Here is a 16,784-nt window from a genome sequence, read left to right on the forward strand (position 1 = left end):
CGGTCGTGGTTCCTTCCGGGTTTCAGTGGGCGAGCAGGATGAACAGCAGGACGATGACCGGCCCGAACATGCCGAGCAGGTAGATCAGGTCCATGGGGTCGCGGCGCATCGTGCGCCCCCTTTCCGTGGTCGACGGGTGTCCGGGTACCGGGTGCGGCACCTCGGCCGGGCACCGAACCGCCCGCCCCGCAGCAGGTCGCGGGGCGGGCGGGCGGTGCCTGACCGGGAGGTCACATGCGGTTGTTGTAGGCCTCGCGCTTGGCGGCCGGGACGGGGGCGGAGGCGACCGCCCGGTCGAAGCCACCGTGCCGGCGCTCGATCGCGAGCCCGGCGGCGCGGGCCATGCCGTTGAGTTCGATCGCGGAGTTCGCGGCGGCCGCCACCGCCTGCGCCTGGCCGACCAGGGCGCCGCCGACCTGCTGGAAGTCGTTCAGCGTCAGCGGGTCGAAGCCGAGCTCGGTGATGGCGTGGTAGTTGCGCTCCGCCTCGACGACCTTGGCGTTCAGGCGCTCGAAGCGGTCGCGGGCGGCGGCCTCCTCGGCGGCCGTGGCGGACGCCAGCTGCACCAGGTTCTCCTGGATCTGGCTGTAGGTGATCTCTGCCATGCAGGTCCTCGCAGTTCTTCTCGGGCGCTGACCTGTGGTCAGTCGCCGTAGGTGGTGGTCTCGGCCATGTCGACGTCGGAGGCGTTGCGGGCCTCCTGGATGCCACCGTGGCGGCCCCACACGTTCGCCGACGCCTGGGTCGCGTTGCGCTCGGCGAGATCGGAGGCGCGCAGGTCCTCCTCGCGGGTGCCCTTCAGCTCGGTGAGCTTCTCGACGATCGCGGCGAGCTCGCCGAGCGTCGCCTTGTCGTACTTGGCGGCCGCGGCGGCGTTGTAGGCGTGCTCGGCCTTGGCGCGCAGGTCGGTCAGGCGGGTGACGGCGGCCATCGCGTCGTCCTTTTCCATCCGCGCCCAGCGGGAGAGCTGGGCGAGGTACTGCATCAGGGAATCGACGCCGGTCACCTCGGTGACCCGCGTCGCGGCGGTGGGCAGGTTGCTCATGCTGCTCCTCGGGGTGCTGGCGGCCCCGCCGGCGGCGGGGGCCGTGGGTGAGGTGCTGCCGTCGTCCTTGACGATCCGCAGGTGCGGACCGCCGTCCGGGGTGGCCGGGGACGGCGGCGCCCCCACCGGCGCGGTGTCGGTGGGGGCGGTCCTGGGGGGCGGCACCGGACGCGATCCGGTGCCGCTGGCGCCATCGGCCGGCGGGCTCTCCGGCGCCGGGGCCTTCGGGGGCGCCGGCGGGTCGGTGGTGACGTGGACGTGCACGGTGGCGTCCGCCTTCGCGGCCGCCTCCGCCGCTTCCTTCGCCTCGGCGGTCTTCTCGGCGGTCGGGGCCTTCGGGCCGCCGGTGTTGACCACCTCGTCCTCGACGATCTCGGCGTCGATGATCCCGTCATCGGCCGCCTCCGGCCCGGAGGCGCCGGCCGCCTTGTCGGCCCCGGCCTTCTCGCGAGCGGCCTCCCGCTCGGCCTTGGCAGCCTTCACCTTCGCCCGACGCTCGGAGACCGCCGCCTTGGTCTCCGGCCACGCCTTGCGCCAGCCCTCGATCGCGCCGGAGGTGAAGGTGTAGACGCGGGCCACCGAGTTGATCGCGCCCTCGGCGACCTTGCGGCCGGTGTCCGTGCGGTCGATCGGCCTCGGCGGCTTCGGGGTCTTGGTGTGCTTCGCCGCGCTCTCGCGCCCGGCGGTGACCCCGCCGCCCAGCGCGTACGCGAGCGCCATCGCGATCAGCAGCTCCATCGCTGTGTCCCCTTCCTCTACTGCATGCCGAAGGCGGAGGCGACCAGGTGGCCGATGAACCGGGCGACCGTCGTGATCGCGGTGGCGGCGCCGTCGCCGACCTTGCCGGGGATCGCGGTGATGAAGAACGGCATGCAGGCGGCGAGGGCGAGGGTGCGCGGGGTGCACTTGTCGTCCCGGATGTCGATCAGCAGGATCACCGCGGCGCCGAGCGAGATCAGCCAGCCCAGTCCGACGCCGACCCAGTCGGTCATCAGGTGCGCCGCCGTGTCGTTGGCCCAGGTGGTGCAGGTGGAGATGAGGTGACCCAGGCCGGTGCCGGCCAGGCCGACGCCGCCGGCGGTGAACATCGCGATGTGCAGGCGGGGCATCTCCAGCTTCGACAGCGCCCCGTTGATCGCTCCCGTCACGCCGCCGCCGCTGCGGCCGCCGGTGCGGTGGCGCCGGCCCATGCCGGCGGTGACGGTCTGTCCGCCGCTGGCGAGCACCTGCATCGCCACCGACAGGGCCATGCTCGCGACGCCGACTCCGGCGCCGACAACAGCTTCGATGACAGCCATGATCGTCCCCTCCCAAGGGGGTGTAGTGGATCACCAAACAGGGGTCGCGGGCCGTCCGGTGACGGCCCGGAAGATCGGGTGCGCCGCGCCTTGCGGTTACGCACCGTGGGCGGGTACTCTCGCGCGCGCCCGTGCGCCCGCCTACGCGTTGGGGGCGGGCAGATACGCGTACTTGCGAATGCGCGATGCGAAATTCGCGATCAGGATCGGCGTTCCGTCACTTGCTGTGACGCTTGGCCAGGTTCGTCGACAGGTTCTGCAGTGCGGTGGCGATCTGCATCCACTCGCCGTCCCGGGCGGCCTCCGGCAGCCGGCCGATCACCGACCGCAGGATGTTCCACTCGGCCGCCGCGACCGCCGACGGGCCGCCCGACGCCGCCTCGCTGCGCAGCTGCGCCGCGTGGGCGCCGACCCTGCGGGCCCGCTGTTCGCTGCGCTTCTCGGTCCTCTTGCGCCGCCAGGCCGGCGGCTGCGCGGTGCTGCTCACCGCTGTCTCCCTCGTGTCGGTCTCGCCGGCCGGACGGCCGTGACCGCCCCCGCACCCACCCGCATCGGGTGGTCGGGGGCGGCTACGAACAGCCGGACGCGAGTGGTGCTGTGACGTGCCGTTTTGCCGCGCGGCAGGCCGGTCAGGTGGTTGGATGGAGGGCCGGACGGGGGCGGTATGAACGCCCCCGTCCGGTCTCGTGTCCGCTCACTCCTGGGTGCCGGCCTCGCCGCGCCGCTCGGCGAGGATCTGCCGGGCCCGCTTGCGCCGCTCGCTCGCCGTGGTCTGCGAGACCCCGAGCTCACGCTCGATGTAGGAGAGCGTCACCACGCCCTCGCCCTCGGCCTCGATCCAGTCGGCGACCTTGCGCGCCTCGCGCTCCGCCGGGGTCAGCCGCGCCTTCGCCTCCGCTTCGGCAGCGGCCTCCCGGGCTTCGGCGGCCCGAAGCTCGGCGAGCGCCGCGTCCTCCGCGGCCTTCGCCGCCGCCAGGCGCTCCTGCTCCGCCAGACGCTCGGCCTCGGCCTTCGCGGTGGCGCCGGCGGCCTGCGCTTCGGCGGCCTTCCGGGCGGCTTCGGCGGCCCGAAGGTCCGCTTCGCCAGCCCGGAGCTTGGCTTCGGCCTTGGCCCGCTCGGCCGCTGCGGCGGCCGCCTCGGCTTCCTTGCGCTCCTTCTCCGCCCGGGCCTTGTCCGCCTCGGCGCGGGCCGCCGCGGCGGCGGCCTTCGCCTCCGCTTCGGCGGTCCGGACCCGCTCCTGCTCCTGCTCGTCCCAGCGGGCGATGCGCTGCTCCCGCTCCCAGCTGAGCTGGGCTTCTTCCGCCTCGCGGCGGGTGCGGGCGAGTGCGGCCTCCGCGTCGGCGGCCACCTTCAGCGCGTCCGCGTCGGCCTGCGCGGCGAGCCGCTTGGCCTCCGCCTCGGACTCCGCTTCGCGCAGCCGAAGCGCCGCTTCGGCCTTGCGAAGGACCTCCGAAGCGGCCGATTCGGCCTCCGCCTTGGCGATCTCCAGCGCCGCCTTCGCGGCCAGCTCGTCCGCCTGGGCCTTGGCCTTCGCGGCGTTGATCTGGGCCTCGGCTTCGACCCGGCGAAGCTCAGCTTCGGCTCGGCGAAGCTCCTCCGCCGTTTCCGCTTCGGCCTTCCGAAGCTCGGCTTCGGCTTCTCGAAGGCGCTCGGCGGCCTCCTCGGCGGCTGGCTTCTCCAGCGCCTCCTCGACCGTGAGCCCGTACGGCGCCAGCGTCAGCGGCAGCAGCTCGTTGGCCCGGGCCTTCTTCTTCCAGCCGCGCTTGCCGTACTTCTGCTTCAACCGCTGCCGGTAGACCTGGCGGGCCTGGAGCAGCTCCAGGGCTTCGGTGTAGGAGGTGATCTCCCACAGCTTCATCTGCCGGGAGATCGCCGCCGTCGCGAACGGGGCGAGGATCCAGCGGGAGAACCTGATCCCGTCCATCCGCGTCCGGCCGTTCACCGCGCCGATGTGCGCGGCGTAGATGTGCGCGGCGACCTCGGAGAACACGACCCAGAGGAAGACGAGCGCGGCGTGGCCGAGCTGGCTGGGCAGCGTCGCGGCGGCCTGCCAGTTCAGGTAGACGGTGGCGGCCGCGCCCAGGCGCGGCACCCACTTCACCCAGGCCAGCTCGCTGTCGGCCTTGATGAGCACCAGGTTGATGATGGAGAACGCCAGGATGCTCAGGTCGAGGCCGACCGGGAGCATCCACGGGTCCTCCCACGCCCAGCCGCCCTTGGCCACCGGCAGGGCGGCCTTGCGTTCCAGGGCCTTGTAGGAGGCCATCAGGCCGATGGTGGACACTCCGGCGGCGAGCAGGCCGCCGATGCCGGCGAGCGTCCAGTCGCCCTTCCCGAAGTCCAGGCCCTTCTTCGTCCCGGCCTCCGCCGCTCCGGTCGCCGCCGGGGCGGGGACCGTGCGGTCCTGGACCGGCAGGCCCAGCGTGTTCAGCGGCCGGCTGCTGCCGTTCACCGCGGCCGGCGGGGCCAGCGGCGGCGGGCTCTCGTACGTCGTGCTCATGCGATTCGTCCTTTCGGGGAAGCGTCCGCCGGTCAGGCCGGCTGGCCGACGCGCGGGGCGCGGTAGTCGATGTAGTGAGCGCCGAGCCGCTCCAGCAGGTCGGGCAGGCTGGCCACCGGGTACAGGTCCCGGCGGTGGCTGTCGAGCAGGCAGATCCGCTCCGACTCCGGAAAGGAGTGGGACCGGCTGGTGCGGAGCTTGGTGCGGCCGGGGTGGTAGTGCAGCCACCGGCCGTCGCCGAGGTAGTGGACGGCGCTGCCGTCCGGGAAGCCGGTCCAGCGCTCGGCCAACGCCAGGCCGAGCACGTTCTCCTGGTCGAGGTGCTGCTCGGCGAAGTCGGCGGCCCGGCAGACGGCCTCGTCGCGAACTCCGGCGTCGACGTACCGCAGGACGGCGGCCCGGTCGCCGTCGACCGGCGGCTCGGGCGGCGTCCAGCCGGCGGCCTGGGCGGCGAGGATGGTGACGGCCGCCTCCAGCTCGCACTCGGTGTCGAGCAGACGGCGCCGGGTCGCGGTCCAGGTGGTGGTGCGGATCAGACGGAACACGGGGTCCTCCTCGTGATCGTGGGGCGGTGCGTCGGGCACCGTCGAACACCGCCGCCCCGCGCCCGGTGCTGCTGGGCGGGGGCGGCGGTGAACGACAGCAACCGGCGGGGCTCAGATCCGGTTGGGCTGAACGTCGAAGAAGAGGGTCGAGGCGTTGGCCATCTGCGGGGCCTGGCGGACGATCTCGCCCATCAGCCACTGGTAGCAGTCCTGGCGGGTCATCCCGGTCGGCGAGAACGTGCCCGCGTAGGTCTGGATCGCGAAGCCGTTGTGGATCGGCTTCTGGACCGTCAGCACGTAGTGGTGGGTGCCCTGCGACGGCGCGGAGGCGGGGGTCTGGGCGGGGGCAGTGGTCTGGGACATCGAACGTCTCCCGTGGTTGAAGGGTGATGCCGCCGACCGGGAGGTCGGCGGCGGGGTCGTCAGTGCTGGTCGCCGGCCTTCTCGGCCTGAGCGCGCTGGTGCATCTCCCGGGCGCGGCGCAGCAGCTCGTCCATCTGCTGGCCGGTCCAGGCCTGGTCCTCGGGGCTGCTCACCGGCCACCGCCGGGGGTGGGGGAGGGCGGGGCCGGGGGCGCGGGCGGGTTGGTGGTGCCGCCGCCGTTGCCGTTGGCGTACGCGCGCCAGGCGGCGAGGTCGGTGCGGGTCACGGCGTTCCCTCCTGGCTGGTGGGCGCGGGCTGGCGGATCTGGTCGGCCTGCTGGCGGGCCCGCTCTGCGGCCTCGGCGGCCTGGCGGATCGACTCCAGCCGGCGGGCGAGTTCGGCTTCGCCGAGGTGCTGGCTGCTCATCGCGGTCACCCGGCCAGCGGGAGGGTGCGGAGGGCGGCGACGGCGGCGGAGACGGTGGCCGGGAGCGGCCGGACGGTGGGGATCGCGGTGGCGGGCGCGGTGTCGGCGAGCTCGTCCAGGTCGATGACGACCTCGCGGATCGCCTGGGAGGCGGCGGCCGACCGGGTGCGGACCCGGCGGACCTTGTCGCGCAGCAGGATCATCAGCCCCGCGAAGCCGCGGGCCTCGTCGGGGTAGTTGCCGGCCTCGACGTCCTCCCAGACGGCCTCGGCCAGGTCCTCGTCGAGGTCGGCGGCGGCCGGGTTGATCTCGGCGAGCTGCTCCGCGGCGGCCACCAGCAGTCGGCCGGCGTACCGCGTGTAGAGGTCGTCGAGGTCCGGGGTGGCCTGGTGGGCGGCGGGTGCCATGATGGTGTCCACGGTCGTTCCTCTTCTCTGCTTGGGGTTGCTGGCGACCGACAACGGCCTCGGGGGCGCAATCCCCGAGGCCGTTCTTGTGCTGGCTGCACGAGCAGCCACGGCCGCCGCCCACCCCGCAGGTCGGGGTCGGCGGCGGCCGTGGTGGTTCGTGCGGCTGATATTCAGTCGGGGCGGTGCTCGGACCAGGTCTCCTCGGACTCGGGAGCCAGGCCGAGGTAACGCCCGATGAGGAAGCCGGGGACCACGGCCGCACATTCGTGCCACGACGGCCGGCCCCGTCCCGAGGGGACGCGGGCCACACCCTGCTCCTCGCCTTCGCTGGTACGAGCCAGGTAGACGACCAGGTGGATACGCATCAGCTACTCCCGGACTTGGATGGGGAAGGGACGGTTGCTGTACCAGTGGCACGGCCGCCGCCCACCCCGTCGTGCTCGGGGTGGGCGGCGGCCGTGGCCGTTCGTACCGGTGATGGCGGGTCAGGCGGCGGTGCGCTTGCGCACCGGGCTCGCTGCGAGCACCTCGTCCGCGGTGGGCCTCTGAGCGATCGGCCGGGCCCCGACCGGCAGGGCCAGCGGGAAGATCGGGCCGCGCGCGCCGTGCAGCGGGATGCGGCGCAGGGCGTCGGCGACGAACACGGGCAGCAGGACCTCGGCCCACTGCTCGGCACGCTCGGCGGCGGTCGGCGCCGGGGCGACCGGACGGGGCTGCGCGATCTGGACGACCGCCGGGGCAGTCGGCGTCTTGACCTTCTTCAACACCGTGGTCGGCCGACGCGCGGCGACGTCCGCGACGCCGTCCTCGATCCGCTTCGCCCACTGCTCGGGGGTGACGTCCTTCTCGACGCGCTGGGCGCTGGCCGGGCAGTACGTCGTCTCGTCGTCCAGGAAGTGCGGCTGGATCTTGCTGCGGTTGATACGGCGCCAGACCGAGCAGTCGGGGCAGACCAGGGAGGCCGGCAGGCCGGGGGGCATCTCGATCTGGTTGGGACGGAGGGTGCTGAGCCGGAGAGCCGGCCGAGAGTTGCTGCGCATCACGGTCTCCCGAGGAGTCGGAGGGGCGGGGCGGCTGTGGTCTCCACACCTCACGGGCGACACGTCGTCCGTGAGGTCTGGGCAGCACAGCTGCTGGGCTGCTCCCCTGTCGCAGGCCCCCGGGTCTGGTCTTCACCTTCAGCCGGCGCAGGGTAAGAGCTATGAAGTTTGGCTAGGCCGAGTAGATTGACTACTCAATGCCCGCTGCGATGAGACTTGCACACTCAGCAATCGACCGTCAAGCGCATCGGCTATATTGACTAGTCATTGAGAGAGAGGTAGACATCTGCCATGGCAGTCAGCAGTAGGGCAAGGGCCCTCTACCAGCGCATTGCGGACAAGATCCGCTCCGAGATCGCAGACGGAACCCTCGAACCCGGCGCGCGGCTGCCTACAGAAGCGGAGATCGCGGCCGAGTGGGAGACCACTCGCTCGACGGCCGTTCAGGGGCTGCGGGTCCTGGTGAACGAGGGCCTGATCGTGAGTGACCGTCCGCGCGGGTACTTCGTCCGCAGCCGCCGACCGATGGTCTACCGGCCCCAGGCGGAGTTCATGAAGCGGCCGTTGTCCCCCGAGATGGACTCCTTCCTCGACCAGATGAAGCAGGAGGGCCGCGAGGCCGGCCAGCACATCGAGGTGAGCGTGGTCGTTCCATCCCCGGAGGTACGGCGCCGACTGCAACTCGGCGACGGTGATCTGGTGGCCGTGCGTCGGCGTGTCCGGTTCATCGACGGTGTCCCGTACAACACCAACGACTCGCATTTCCCGTTGGAGCTGGTGCAGGGCAGCGAGATCATGAGCCCGGACGACATCGCCCGCGGCGCGAACGTCGTGCTGGCGGAGCTGGGGTACGAGCAGATCCGGGCGCTGGACGAGATCCAGGTGCGGATGCCGACCCCGGATGAGTCCGACCGTCTCCAGCTCGGCCCCGGCACCCCCGTTGGCGTTCACCTCTGCACCGGCTACACCGAGGAAGGCCGCCCCGTGCGCGTCGTGACCAACGTCCTGCCGGGCGACCGGCACGTCATCTCCTACGAGCGAAGCAAGCCCAAGCTGAGCGGAAGCCCCACCATCCGGCCGGCGGTCGAGGGCGACCTGGAGACCGTGGTGAACCTGTGGGGGCACGCGGCCTCCTGGCTGCGCGAACTGGGCACCGAGCAGTGGCAGTACCCCCCGCGTGCTGAACGCATCGCGGAGAACATCACGGCGGGCGAGTGCTGGATCGTCGAGGACGAGGGCGCCCCGGTGGCCACCGTCACCGTGGACGAGCATGCCGACCGGGACTTCTGGAGCCCAGAAGAGGCAAACGACTCCGCCCTGTACGTCCACCGCATGGTCGTCCGCCGTGACGTCAGCGGCCTGGAGCTCGGCTCGGCGCTGCTGGACTGGGCCAGCCTTCGCGCCGCCGAGCAGGGCAAGCAGTGGCTCCGCCTGGACGCTTGGCGCGACAACACCGACCTCCAGGCCTACTACAGCAACCGCGCCTTCACCCACGTCCGCACCGTTGACGTGGCCGGCCGGGGCAGTGGCGCCCTGTTCCAGCGACCCGCCGGTCGCACCCGCAACGTCGGACCGAAGCTGACGGAGAAACCCCATTGATGCCCCTTGCATGGACCTTTTGCTGACCAGGCCAATCCCAGCAGCTGGGGATCTGACGGAGAATCACAGCTGCGTCATCAGCTCCATCAACGGGGCCGTACACACGTATTCACATCTGCATACACATGGGTTTTGGCTGGTCAGCCCTAGGCTGCCGGGCATGGTGACACTGGAGGGTGGGGGGATGGCGAAGGAACGTGCAGGGTGGCGGCCTGACCTGCTGCGTGCGCAGCGGGAAGCACACGGGCTGACGTTGGAGAAGGCGGGGGAGAAGCTGCGCCAGGTCGCCGAGGAGGCGAAGCTCAGGGGCATCCCGGCCGCGAATCCGCAGACGCTGTGGCAGCACGAGCAGGGCGAGGTCTACCCCGGGCCGCACTACCGCCGGGCGTACTGCCTGCTGTACCGGGCGACGGATCCGGAACTCGGGTTTCGCGCGGCGTTGCCGGGCGAGGAGACCACGTTCCGTCTCACCCCGGCGAGCGACGACCACAACGGCTCCCACGTGCTGGCTGTCGAGCGGGCGATCCACCGGATCGGGCCGGGTGGTGGTGAGGCCGACCACATGGGCGTGCAGCAGCGGATCCTGGACGCCTGGAAGCGGAGGCACACCGGTGGTGACCCGCACCGCCCGGTCGTGGTCCTGGTCGGCGGGTACGCCGGCAGCGGTAAGACGGAGTTCGCCCGGTTCCTCACTCAACTGACCGGCTGGCCTCTGCTGGACAAGGACCCGTTGACCCGACCCTTGGTGGAGCAGCTCCTGGTGGCTCTCGGCGGCGATCCGAACGACCGGCACACCGATCTGTACCGCGAGCAGGTGCGCAACGTCGAGTACGACTGCCTGATGCAGGCAGCCTGGGCCAACATCAACTGCAAGATCAGCACCGTGCTGACCGCACCGTTCATCTCGGAGATGACCAGCGCGGACTGGATGCGGCGGCTCACGAACAAGTGCGCCTCGCTCGGCGTCGACGTCGCGCCGATCTGGGTCCAATGCGACCCGGAGTCAATGCGCGAGTACATCACCTTCCGCTCGGCTGCCCGCGATGCCTGGAAGCTCCAGCGGTGGAACGAGTACTTGCAGACGATCGACGTCGACTTGCGGCCGGCCGTGCCGCACCTGGTTGTCGACAACCGGCTCGGCGCCGCGATCTCCCTCGCCGACCAGGCCCGCCAGGCGATCCGGGAGGTCTACGCGTGAACGAGGCGCCCGCCGTACGCGGCGTGATCCTCTACGGGCCGCCGGCGGCAGGAAAGGACACCGTCACCCGGGCCCTGGCCGGTCTCGACCCGATGTTCTCGCTGTTCTCGCGGGTGAAGGTAGGGCCCGGCCGGTCCGCCGGCTACCGAATGGGCACTTCGGAGCAGTTGGAGGAGCTGCGGGCGTCGGGCGCGGTCGTGTACGAGAACTCGCGGTACGACAGCACGTACGTGACTGACCGGCCGGGCCTGGATGCCGCAGTCGTGGCCGGGGTGCCGGTGATGCACCTGGGCCAGGTCGACGGGGTGCGGGCCGTGCTCGACGGCTACCCGGCACAGTGGCTGACCGTTCTGCTGTGGTGCCCGCGGGAGGTGACCGAGGCGCGATCGAACGGCCGGGGCGACGCGGACACTCCGGCACGGCTGGCCGCGTGGGATGCGACCCGGGCTGACCTCGACGCCAACCCGAACTTCCGCTTCGACCTGACCATCCGCACGGACGAAGTTGGGCCCGAGGCCGCCGCCGCGCAAATTCGCCAAGCGCTCACCGCACCGCACGGCGACCTGGTGCTCGTCGACTTCGACGACACGCTGATCGACCGGCTCTCCGCGGTGACGGACTGGGTGGCCAGGTACTGCACAGAACACCGTCTGAGTCCGACGGTCGAGCAGCAGATGCTCGAGGCCATGCGGATCCGAGCGGACGTGAAGGTGATCGAGGCCTTGTGCGCGGAGCTCGAACTCCCGGAATCAGCCAGCGAACTCTGGTCGCGGTACGAGCCGGAACTCGCCGCGTCAGTGACGCCGTTCCCCGGCGTGATCGAGGCACTGACCGCTGTTCGGGAGGCCGGCCACCAGGTCGTCGTCGTCACCAACGGCGGCACTCAGATTCAGCACGCCAAGTTGAAGGCCTCCGGCATCACCGGCCTGGTCGACGACGTGTGCATTTCCGAGGAGGTCGGCGTCCGGAAGCCGGACCGCCAGATCTTCGAGGCAGCAGCCACTCGCGTCGGCCGGGATCTCTCCCAGGGCGGGTGGATGATCGGCGACAACGCCGACCTGGACGTCGTCGGCGGCCGGAAGGCCGGACTGCGCACCGTGTGGATTTCCCACGGCCGCCCCTGGCTTGGCGGCGTAGAGCCGGACCACGTTGTACCCACCGCCGTGGAGGCCTTCGCTCTTGTCCAGGGCGGTGGCTGGTGACGCCGGACCGGCAGGTTCTCGGAGTGCTGCACCCGGGAAGCATGGGCGCGGCCGTCGCGGCTTGCGCGGTGTCGGCCGGGGCCAGGGTGCTGTGGTGCCCATTCGGGCGAAGCGCCGCGACCATGCGGCGTGCCGAGCAGGCCGGTCTGGAGCCGGTAGCCGAGCTGCGCGAGCTGCTCCAGCGGGCCGAAGTCGTGCTGAGCTTGTGCCCGCCGGCTGCGGCCGAGAACGTTGCCCGCGAGGTCGCCGGGCACGGTTTCACCGGGGTCTATGTAGAAGGCAACGCGATCAGTCCGGACCGGGTGCAGCGCATCGCCGACCTGGTGGGCCGCAGCGCCCGAGCAGTGGTCGACGGCTCGGTGATCGGCTCCCCTCCAGTCGGCAACAAAAGCACGCGGCTGTTCCTCTCCGGCCCGTCCGGCGCCGCCGCGCTGGTGACGGCCTTGTTCTCGGACACTCCGGTGTCGACGCCGATTCTGGGCGAAGAGATCGGTCAGGCCTCCGCGCTGAAGGTGTCCTACACGGCCTACCAGAAGGCCAGCCGGGTGCTCGCTGCGCTCTCCTACGGCCTGGCGCGTCACCACGGCGTCGACCAGGCGCTGCTGGATGTGGCCGGCAAGCGGGTCGGCAGCTACCTGGTCGAGACCGACTACATCGCCAAGACGGCAGCCCGGGCGTGGCGGTGGGCGCCGGAGATGGAGGAGGCTGCCGACACGCTGCGCACGGCGGGGCTGCCGGATGAGGTGCTGCGCGCAGTAGCCAGCACGCTCAAGTGTTGGGCGGATACGAAGGACAACGACGACCTGTCGCTGGAGAGCGCCCTGGACCTGCTGCGGAGGTCTGAGTGACAAGGGCTTTGTCGGACCGTCCGATCGTTGGGACGTCAGATCGACACGGTGCGCTCGCGCCTACTCTCCGCGTTGTCCACAGGGGTAGGCTGTCATCGTCAGTAGTGATCCAAAACGCACTTCGCCGCCCGGCCCCGAAGGTCCGGACGGCGTTCAAGTGGATCGGCGCCCCCTGCCAGGGGCCCGTCCCGGTCAACCACGAGAAGGGTGGTGACGCAGTGAAGGGTACCCGTACCCAGAACAAGGCACACGCGCGGCACCCCGCCGTGGAGCGACCGAGTCGGTCTCGCTCCGGCGGGGTGCCGTTCGTCGTGTCTGGACACACCTCTCCCCCGAGGGGGTTTGGTGTGACTTAGTCGTCTTGGGGGCGCCGGCCTTTGGCGAGGCCAGCAACCCCGGGCCGCTTCCAGTGGTGCCTGCCACCGGTCTGCGGTCTTACGTGATCCGTCCGATTTGGCGATCGGACGAGGGCCCGGAACGGGTCTCGGCTTGGCGGCCGGGGCCCGGAAGGGGCGCAGTGCGGTTCGGACTGAACCAGGACCCCCAAGGGGGCCCGCCTTGCTGTTGCTGTACCGGCTCCTGGGAGGGAGCCGTCTTGCCGTACCCCCGCGAGGGGGCCCGTTGTCGCACCCCTGTGAAGGGGGGCGGTTGCCGTATCCACTTACGAGTAGGAGGGCTCTGTCATTTTGCAGCAGCTCACAGCCCCGTTCCAGTCCCACAGTGCCCCCGTCGCGGCGAGTGGTGTCCCCGGTTTGAGCTCGGAGGATGCGGTCCGGGAGGGGGGAAAGATCTCCTCCCCCGTTCCTGCCATGGGATTCGTTGAGGGACCGGTTGGCGGACCGGTTGTCGAACCCGCCGCGCGCACCGTCTGCAATGTGATGCACATCACTCGTTCGGGTGAGGGTTCTGGTGTCACACGATCGGGTCCGAACCATGCGGTTCCGGCCGCTCTGCTCGTTCCTGGCCACCGCCAGGAAGCGTCCGCTGCCGCAGTGGTCCCGGCGAAGAGGGTCGCGTGGGTGCCGGAGCAGCAGCACCTGGTGTCGGGTACGGGTGGACGGATCGTGCTGGACGGCTACAGCTGGATGCAGGCGGTGCACTGGGTGCACGGCGCTGGCCTGTACGTTCCGCCGTCGCGTCGGCCGAAGTTCAGCGAGACGACGCTGCGGCTCGCGCGGATCCTGTCGGAGCTGACTCCGTGCCGGCCGTCGATCGCGTTCCTGATGCGGGCGATGCAGTGCAGCCGGCGCACGGTGCAGTACCACCTGGAGATCCTGCGGGCTACGGGCCTGCTGGCCTGGCGCACCGTCGGCACCCGGTTGCCGATGATGCCCGGTCAGGTCCGGGTGGACTGCCGCGCCAGCGAGTACGAGCGGTTGATCCCGCTCTCCTACGACCAGGCGCTCGGCATCCGGACCACGGGCGAGGGCGTGGAGCGGCGGATGACCGGCATCTCGGAGGAAGGTCGGCCGGTCATCGCGGAGCTCGGGAAGAAAGCCTCGCGAAGGCCCCGCCGCACCCGTCGCACCGTTCGTCACAACCGTGCCCGACAGTCCGTCAGCACACCGCGTTGCACCCCAATGGAGGGCGGTACCACTGATTGCCTGAGCTCTTCCTCTGTGGGTGATTCAAAAACTACGGGCGCGGCCCGTGAGACGACGTCCAGCACCAGGAAGAAGCGCGCTGCGCGGCTGACCGGGGAGCGGCGCCGGACAGTACTCGGGCAGGTCGTCACGGCGGCGATGATGGCGGCCGGTGACCAGCTCGCCCGGGTCGCGTACCGGCGGGTGCCGTGGGTGCGCCAGGCCAGCCACGACCAATTGCGGTGGGTCCTCAACGACCTGGCCGCGAGGGGCTGGACCGAAGGCCGTGTCATGGCCTGGCTGGGCGAGATCGCAGGTCAGTACGGGTGCGCCGGTCTGCTCTGGCGCCCCGAGCGGCCGCACTCGCTGATCGCGCACGCCCTGCGCCAGGACGTCGAGCAGGAACAACACGACCAGGCGGTGTCCGAGCGGGCCGCCGTCCAGGTCGCCGACACCACCGTCGCCGCGGTCCGCGACCTGGCCGACGAGTTCACGTTCATGGCGGACCTGTTCGGTGCTGCGGCCGCCGCCGCACCCGCGACCCGGCAGGACTTGGCCGAAGCGGCCTACCTGCCCGCGGCCGCGCTCGCCCAGATGGAAGCCGCCGGCGACCAGGCCTTCGAGCGCTTCGGAGCCGACCTGGTCGCCAAATACGCCTCCCTCGACGCCAACCCCAACATCCAGCTGGGAGTAACCCGATGACCGACGCCCTGCGCAGCACCACCCAGGAGCAGGGCGGCGCCGACCTCGCCCGCACCGCGCTACGCGCCGCCCGCCGCACCGCCCGCCTCAACGGCAACGCACCGGTGAAGAAGACCGCACCGACCCGCCAGCAGATCGCCCGCGCCGGCCGCGACGCCCGCGACCCCTCCACCATCGCCGTCGTCATGCCCGCCATGGCCGCCGCCCAGGGCTGGGCCCTCGGCACCGCCCAGGGCACCATGCGCTCCAACTGGGCCTCGCTCGTCGGCGCGGAGGAATCCCTCCACTGGTTCCCGGCCGGGTTCAACGCGGACACCCGCACCCTGCGGGTCACCTGCGACTCCCCGGCCTGGGCCACCAAGCTGCGCCTGGAACAGCGCGCGATCCTGGCCAAGCTGAACGGCGCCCGGCCCGATACCGTCCGTGCCATCGACATCCGTGTCGGCCAGACCGCTCCCGTTCCGGCACCCGACACCGAGCCGGCTGCCCCCGTCCGGCCGACGACGAACCCGGCCCCCGCGCCGCCAGCGCCGCCGCTCGCCGACAGCGTGGCCTACCAGCAGCTGCGCCAGCAGATGCGCGACCAGGCCGTCGCCCGCCGGGCCGCCCTCGACGAAGAAGCCGCAGCCCGGGAGGAGATCCTGCGCCGGTACTACAACCGCCTGCGCGAGCCCGAACGGGATCACCGCCCCTCCGCCGAGGACGAGGAGGCCCTGGCCCGGGCCGCCCACGCCCGCGAGCTCCTCGCCCGGCACCACGCCGCGCTCGCCGTCGCCCGCGGTCACGCCGTCCCGCTACGCACCGCCCGCCAGCCACAGTTGACCCCCACCCGCGGTGCTGCGTGACCAGGACCGCTCCACCACTCGCCCGCCGACCGCTACCGTCGAATCTGCGGCCCGCCACCACGGCGGCCGCCACCACCGAGGAGGACCAGGTGACCACCCAGCCCGACCACCAGGACGCGGCCGCGCCCCGGCCGGCCACCCTCCACGAGCTGCGCACCGTCCTGTCCCGCTACGGCCTGCCCGGCGACCGCGAACTGTTCGAGCGGGACCTGGCCGCCGCCCTCGACGCCTCCCCGATCGGCGACCTGGCCGTCGTCGCCGAGGTCATCGCCACCTACCGCCACCGCCTGACCCTGCGCACCAGCGCCGAAGCCATGAACGCCCTCGCCGCACCCATCGGCGGCCAGCAGTGGACCCCGGCCAGCGAGGCCTTCGCCCGGCTCCGCGCCGCCGTCGGCGACCGGTGACCGACCAGCCCGAACAGCAGCCAGCCCCGCTGCACGTCTTCCTCTCCGACGCCGCCGAAGCCGCCCTCGCCCAGCTGCGCCCCGGCGAGCTGGACGCGGTCGAGAAGCTCGTCGAGCGCCTGGCGATCTTCCCCCGGCTCGGCATCCCGGTGCCCGGCGGCACCGACCCCGAGGTCGACGACTACACCGCCCGCACCGACCCGGCCGCCGACACCGGCGACCGCATCAGCGTCGTCTACCGGGTGCACGAGACGATGAAGTCCGTGTTCGTGACCTGGGTCATCGCCGGACCCTGACCCCCACATCAGCACAACCCGGAAGGATGGCCGGGCGTATTTACCCAGCTCAGCGGGCAGTGCGGGGCAGGCTACGCTGAATGACGGACGGCCGAACAGGGAGGGACCTGGGACGATGGCGGATATGAGCGAGATGGACGACCTGCGGGCGCGGCTGGCGGCGCTGGAGGCGGAGGTCGACCGGCTTCGGGAGGAGTCCGCGGCCACGCGCACGATGGCGGCGATGGCCGACCGGGACAGCGCCGAGGTCCGCGCCTCCCTGCGCGGGCACACCCAGGTGCTGAACGCGATCCGGGAGGACCAGATCGAGCAGCGCCAGGCGGTGACCGGCCTCGCGGAGGCCGTTGGCGCCCTCGTCGCCGGACAGACGGAACACGCCCGGATGCTGGAGACCCTGGTGACGGGGCAGACAGCAGTCCTGGAGGAGCTGCGCCGCCTGAGCGGCAAGCAGTAGGCCCAGTCGACGCGAAATGGGTG

General features: G+C 71.6%; 21 protein-coding genes. 9 read left to right on the forward strand and 12 right to left on the reverse strand.

All coding sequences use genetic code 11. The features are described 5' to 3' along the window. Positions 1 to 22: 22 nt before the first annotated feature. From ACIQWA_RS36625 to ACIQWA_RS36680, 12 genes are all read right to left on the reverse strand, one after another. The gene (locus tag ACIQWA_RS36625; RefSeq protein ID WP_402490344.1) at positions 23 to 160 is read right to left on the reverse strand and encodes a hypothetical protein; all 138 of its coding nucleotides are present in this window, start codon (positions 158 to 160) and stop codon (positions 23 to 25) included. A 70-nt stretch (positions 161 to 230) separates the two neighbouring features. Beyond that, the gene (locus ACIQWA_RS36630) at positions 231 to 605 is read right to left on the reverse strand and encodes a hypothetical protein (protein ID WP_402490347.1); all 375 of its coding nucleotides are present in this window, start codon (positions 603 to 605) and stop codon (positions 231 to 233) included. Positions 606 to 643: 38 nt separating this feature from the next. After that, complete coding sequence (locus ACIQWA_RS36635; protein ID WP_402490350.1) at positions 644 to 1,783, reverse strand: hypothetical protein; 1,140 nt, start codon at positions 1,781 to 1,783, stop codon at positions 644 to 646. Between the two features lie 17 nt (positions 1,784 to 1,800). Further along, on the reverse strand, positions 1,801 to 2,343 hold the full coding sequence (locus tag ACIQWA_RS36640; RefSeq protein ID WP_402490353.1) for a hypothetical protein: 543 nt from the start codon (positions 2,341 to 2,343) through the stop codon (positions 1,801 to 1,803). 217 nt (positions 2,344 to 2,560) lie between these two features. Then, positions 2,561 to 2,830: a hypothetical protein gene (locus ACIQWA_RS36645; RefSeq protein WP_402490356.1), complete on the reverse strand. Its 270-nt coding sequence runs from the start codon at positions 2,828 to 2,830 to the stop codon at positions 2,561 to 2,563. A gap of 207 nt (positions 2,831 to 3,037) precedes the next feature. Further along, on the reverse strand, positions 3,038 to 4,843 hold the full coding sequence (locus ACIQWA_RS36650) for a DUF2637 domain-containing protein (protein ID WP_402490359.1): 1,806 nt from the start codon (positions 4,841 to 4,843) through the stop codon (positions 3,038 to 3,040). A gap of 32 nt (positions 4,844 to 4,875) precedes the next feature. Next, entirely contained in the window at positions 4,876 to 5,388 is a 513-nt protein-coding gene (locus tag ACIQWA_RS36655; protein ID WP_402490361.1) for a hypothetical protein, read from the reverse strand. Positions 5,389 to 5,499: 111 nt separating this feature from the next. Further along, the gene (locus tag ACIQWA_RS36660) at positions 5,500 to 5,751 is read right to left on the reverse strand and encodes a hypothetical protein (RefSeq protein ID WP_402490364.1); all 252 of its coding nucleotides are present in this window, start codon (positions 5,749 to 5,751) and stop codon (positions 5,500 to 5,502) included. A 282-nt stretch (positions 5,752 to 6,033) separates the two neighbouring features. Beyond that, positions 6,034 to 6,177 (reverse strand): hypothetical protein, encoded by a 144-nt coding sequence (locus tag ACIQWA_RS36665; protein WP_402490367.1) that lies wholly within the window; start codon positions 6,175 to 6,177, stop codon positions 6,034 to 6,036. Between the two features lie 5 nt (positions 6,178 to 6,182). After that, complete coding sequence (locus ACIQWA_RS36670; protein ID WP_402490369.1) at positions 6,183 to 6,596, reverse strand: hypothetical protein; 414 nt, start codon at positions 6,594 to 6,596, stop codon at positions 6,183 to 6,185. 161 nt (positions 6,597 to 6,757) lie between these two features. Continuing rightward, complete coding sequence (locus ACIQWA_RS36675) at positions 6,758 to 6,952, reverse strand: hypothetical protein (protein WP_402490371.1); 195 nt, start codon at positions 6,950 to 6,952, stop codon at positions 6,758 to 6,760. A gap of 120 nt (positions 6,953 to 7,072) precedes the next feature. Beyond that, positions 7,073 to 7,627: a hypothetical protein gene (locus tag ACIQWA_RS36680; protein WP_402490374.1), complete on the reverse strand. Its 555-nt coding sequence runs from the start codon at positions 7,625 to 7,627 to the stop codon at positions 7,073 to 7,075. A gap of 291 nt (positions 7,628 to 7,918) precedes the next feature. Here ACIQWA_RS36680 and ACIQWA_RS36685 point away from each other — a divergent pair, with 291 nt between their 5' ends. The 9 genes from ACIQWA_RS36685 to ACIQWA_RS36725 all read left to right on the forward strand — a co-directional run bounded on the left by ACIQWA_RS36685 (position 7,919) and on the right by ACIQWA_RS36725 (position 16,761). Next, positions 7,919 to 9,226, forward strand: coding sequence for a GNAT family N-acetyltransferase (locus ACIQWA_RS36685; RefSeq protein ID WP_402490377.1), 1,308 nt, complete (start codon positions 7,919 to 7,921; stop codon positions 9,224 to 9,226). Between the two features lie 184 nt (positions 9,227 to 9,410). Continuing rightward, the gene (locus ACIQWA_RS36690) at positions 9,411 to 10,424 is read left to right on the forward strand and encodes an AAA family ATPase (protein WP_402490460.1); all 1,014 of its coding nucleotides are present in this window, start codon (positions 9,411 to 9,413) and stop codon (positions 10,422 to 10,424) included. Next, positions 10,421 to 11,626: an HAD-IA family hydrolase gene (locus tag ACIQWA_RS36695; protein ID WP_402490380.1), complete on the forward strand. Its 1,206-nt coding sequence runs from the start codon at positions 10,421 to 10,423 to the stop codon at positions 11,624 to 11,626. Before ACIQWA_RS36690 ends, ACIQWA_RS36695 begins: the two co-directional genes overlap by 4 nt. Further along, positions 11,623 to 12,474 carry a DUF1932 domain-containing protein gene (locus tag ACIQWA_RS36700; protein WP_402490383.1) on the forward strand — a complete coding sequence of 284 codons (852 nt, stop codon included), beginning with the start codon at positions 11,623 to 11,625 and terminating at the stop codon, positions 12,472 to 12,474. The genes ACIQWA_RS36695 and ACIQWA_RS36700 overlap by 4 nt, the downstream gene beginning before the upstream one ends. A gap of 809 nt (positions 12,475 to 13,283) precedes the next feature. Next, positions 13,284 to 14,759, forward strand: a complete 1,476-nt coding sequence (locus tag ACIQWA_RS36705; protein ID WP_402490385.1) for a hypothetical protein — start codon at positions 13,284 to 13,286, stop codon at positions 14,757 to 14,759. Next, positions 14,756 to 15,604 (forward strand): DciA family protein, encoded by an 849-nt coding sequence (locus tag ACIQWA_RS36710; RefSeq protein ID WP_402490387.1) that lies wholly within the window; start codon positions 14,756 to 14,758, stop codon positions 15,602 to 15,604. The genes ACIQWA_RS36705 and ACIQWA_RS36710 overlap by 4 nt, the downstream gene beginning before the upstream one ends. Then, complete coding sequence (locus ACIQWA_RS36715) at positions 15,601 to 16,011, forward strand: hypothetical protein (RefSeq protein WP_402490390.1); 411 nt, start codon at positions 15,601 to 15,603, stop codon at positions 16,009 to 16,011. The genes ACIQWA_RS36710 and ACIQWA_RS36715 overlap by 4 nt, the downstream gene beginning before the upstream one ends. Continuing rightward, the gene (locus tag ACIQWA_RS36720; RefSeq protein ID WP_402490392.1) at positions 16,008 to 16,307 is read left to right on the forward strand and encodes a hypothetical protein; all 300 of its coding nucleotides are present in this window, start codon (positions 16,008 to 16,010) and stop codon (positions 16,305 to 16,307) included. The genes ACIQWA_RS36715 and ACIQWA_RS36720 overlap by 4 nt, the downstream gene beginning before the upstream one ends. A gap of 124 nt (positions 16,308 to 16,431) precedes the next feature. Then, the gene (locus ACIQWA_RS36725; RefSeq protein WP_402490394.1) at positions 16,432 to 16,761 is read left to right on the forward strand and encodes a hypothetical protein; all 330 of its coding nucleotides are present in this window, start codon (positions 16,432 to 16,434) and stop codon (positions 16,759 to 16,761) included. The last annotated feature ends 23 nt before the right edge of the window (positions 16,762 to 16,784 follow it).

It is taken from the genome of Kitasatospora sp. NPDC098652 (assembly GCF_044760155.1).
Lineage (GTDB): Bacteria > Actinomycetota > Actinomycetes > Streptomycetales > Streptomycetaceae > Kitasatospora.

Coding starts and splice junctions, on each gene's coding strand:
- ACIQWA_RS36680 (WP_402490374.1), bottom strand. CDS start 7,627: ATGCGCAGCAACTCTCGGCCGGCTCTCCGGCTCAGCACCCTCCGTCCC.
- ACIQWA_RS36650 (WP_402490359.1), bottom strand. CDS start 4,843: ATGAGCACGACGTACGAGAGCCCGCCGCCGCTGGCCCCGCCGGCCGCG.
- ACIQWA_RS36675 (WP_402490371.1), bottom strand. CDS start 6,952: ATGCGTATCCACCTGGTCGTCTACCTGGCTCGTACCAGCGAAGGCGAG.
- ACIQWA_RS36685 (WP_402490377.1), top strand. CDS start 7,919: ATGGCAGTCAGCAGTAGGGCAAGGGCCCTCTACCAGCGCATTGCGGAC.
- ACIQWA_RS36630 (WP_402490347.1), bottom strand. CDS start 605: ATGGCAGAGATCACCTACAGCCAGATCCAGGAGAACCTGGTGCAGCTG.
- ACIQWA_RS36640 (WP_402490353.1), bottom strand. CDS start 2,343: ATGGCTGTCATCGAAGCTGTTGTCGGCGCCGGAGTCGGCGTCGCGAGC.
- ACIQWA_RS36690 (WP_402490460.1), top strand. CDS start 9,411: ATGGCGAAGGAACGTGCAGGGTGGCGGCCTGACCTGCTGCGTGCGCAG.
- ACIQWA_RS36705 (WP_402490385.1), top strand. CDS start 13,284: ATGGGATTCGTTGAGGGACCGGTTGGCGGACCGGTTGTCGAACCCGCC.
- ACIQWA_RS36635 (WP_402490350.1), bottom strand. CDS start 1,783: ATGGAGCTGCTGATCGCGATGGCGCTCGCGTACGCGCTGGGCGGCGGG.
- ACIQWA_RS36660 (WP_402490364.1), bottom strand. CDS start 5,751: ATGTCCCAGACCACTGCCCCCGCCCAGACCCCCGCCTCCGCGCCGTCG.
- ACIQWA_RS36725 (WP_402490394.1), top strand. CDS start 16,432: ATGAGCGAGATGGACGACCTGCGGGCGCGGCTGGCGGCGCTGGAGGCG.
- ACIQWA_RS36665 (WP_402490367.1), bottom strand. CDS start 6,177: ATGAGCAGCCAGCACCTCGGCGAAGCCGAACTCGCCCGCCGGCTGGAG.
- ACIQWA_RS36710 (WP_402490387.1), top strand. CDS start 14,756: ATGACCGACGCCCTGCGCAGCACCACCCAGGAGCAGGGCGGCGCCGAC.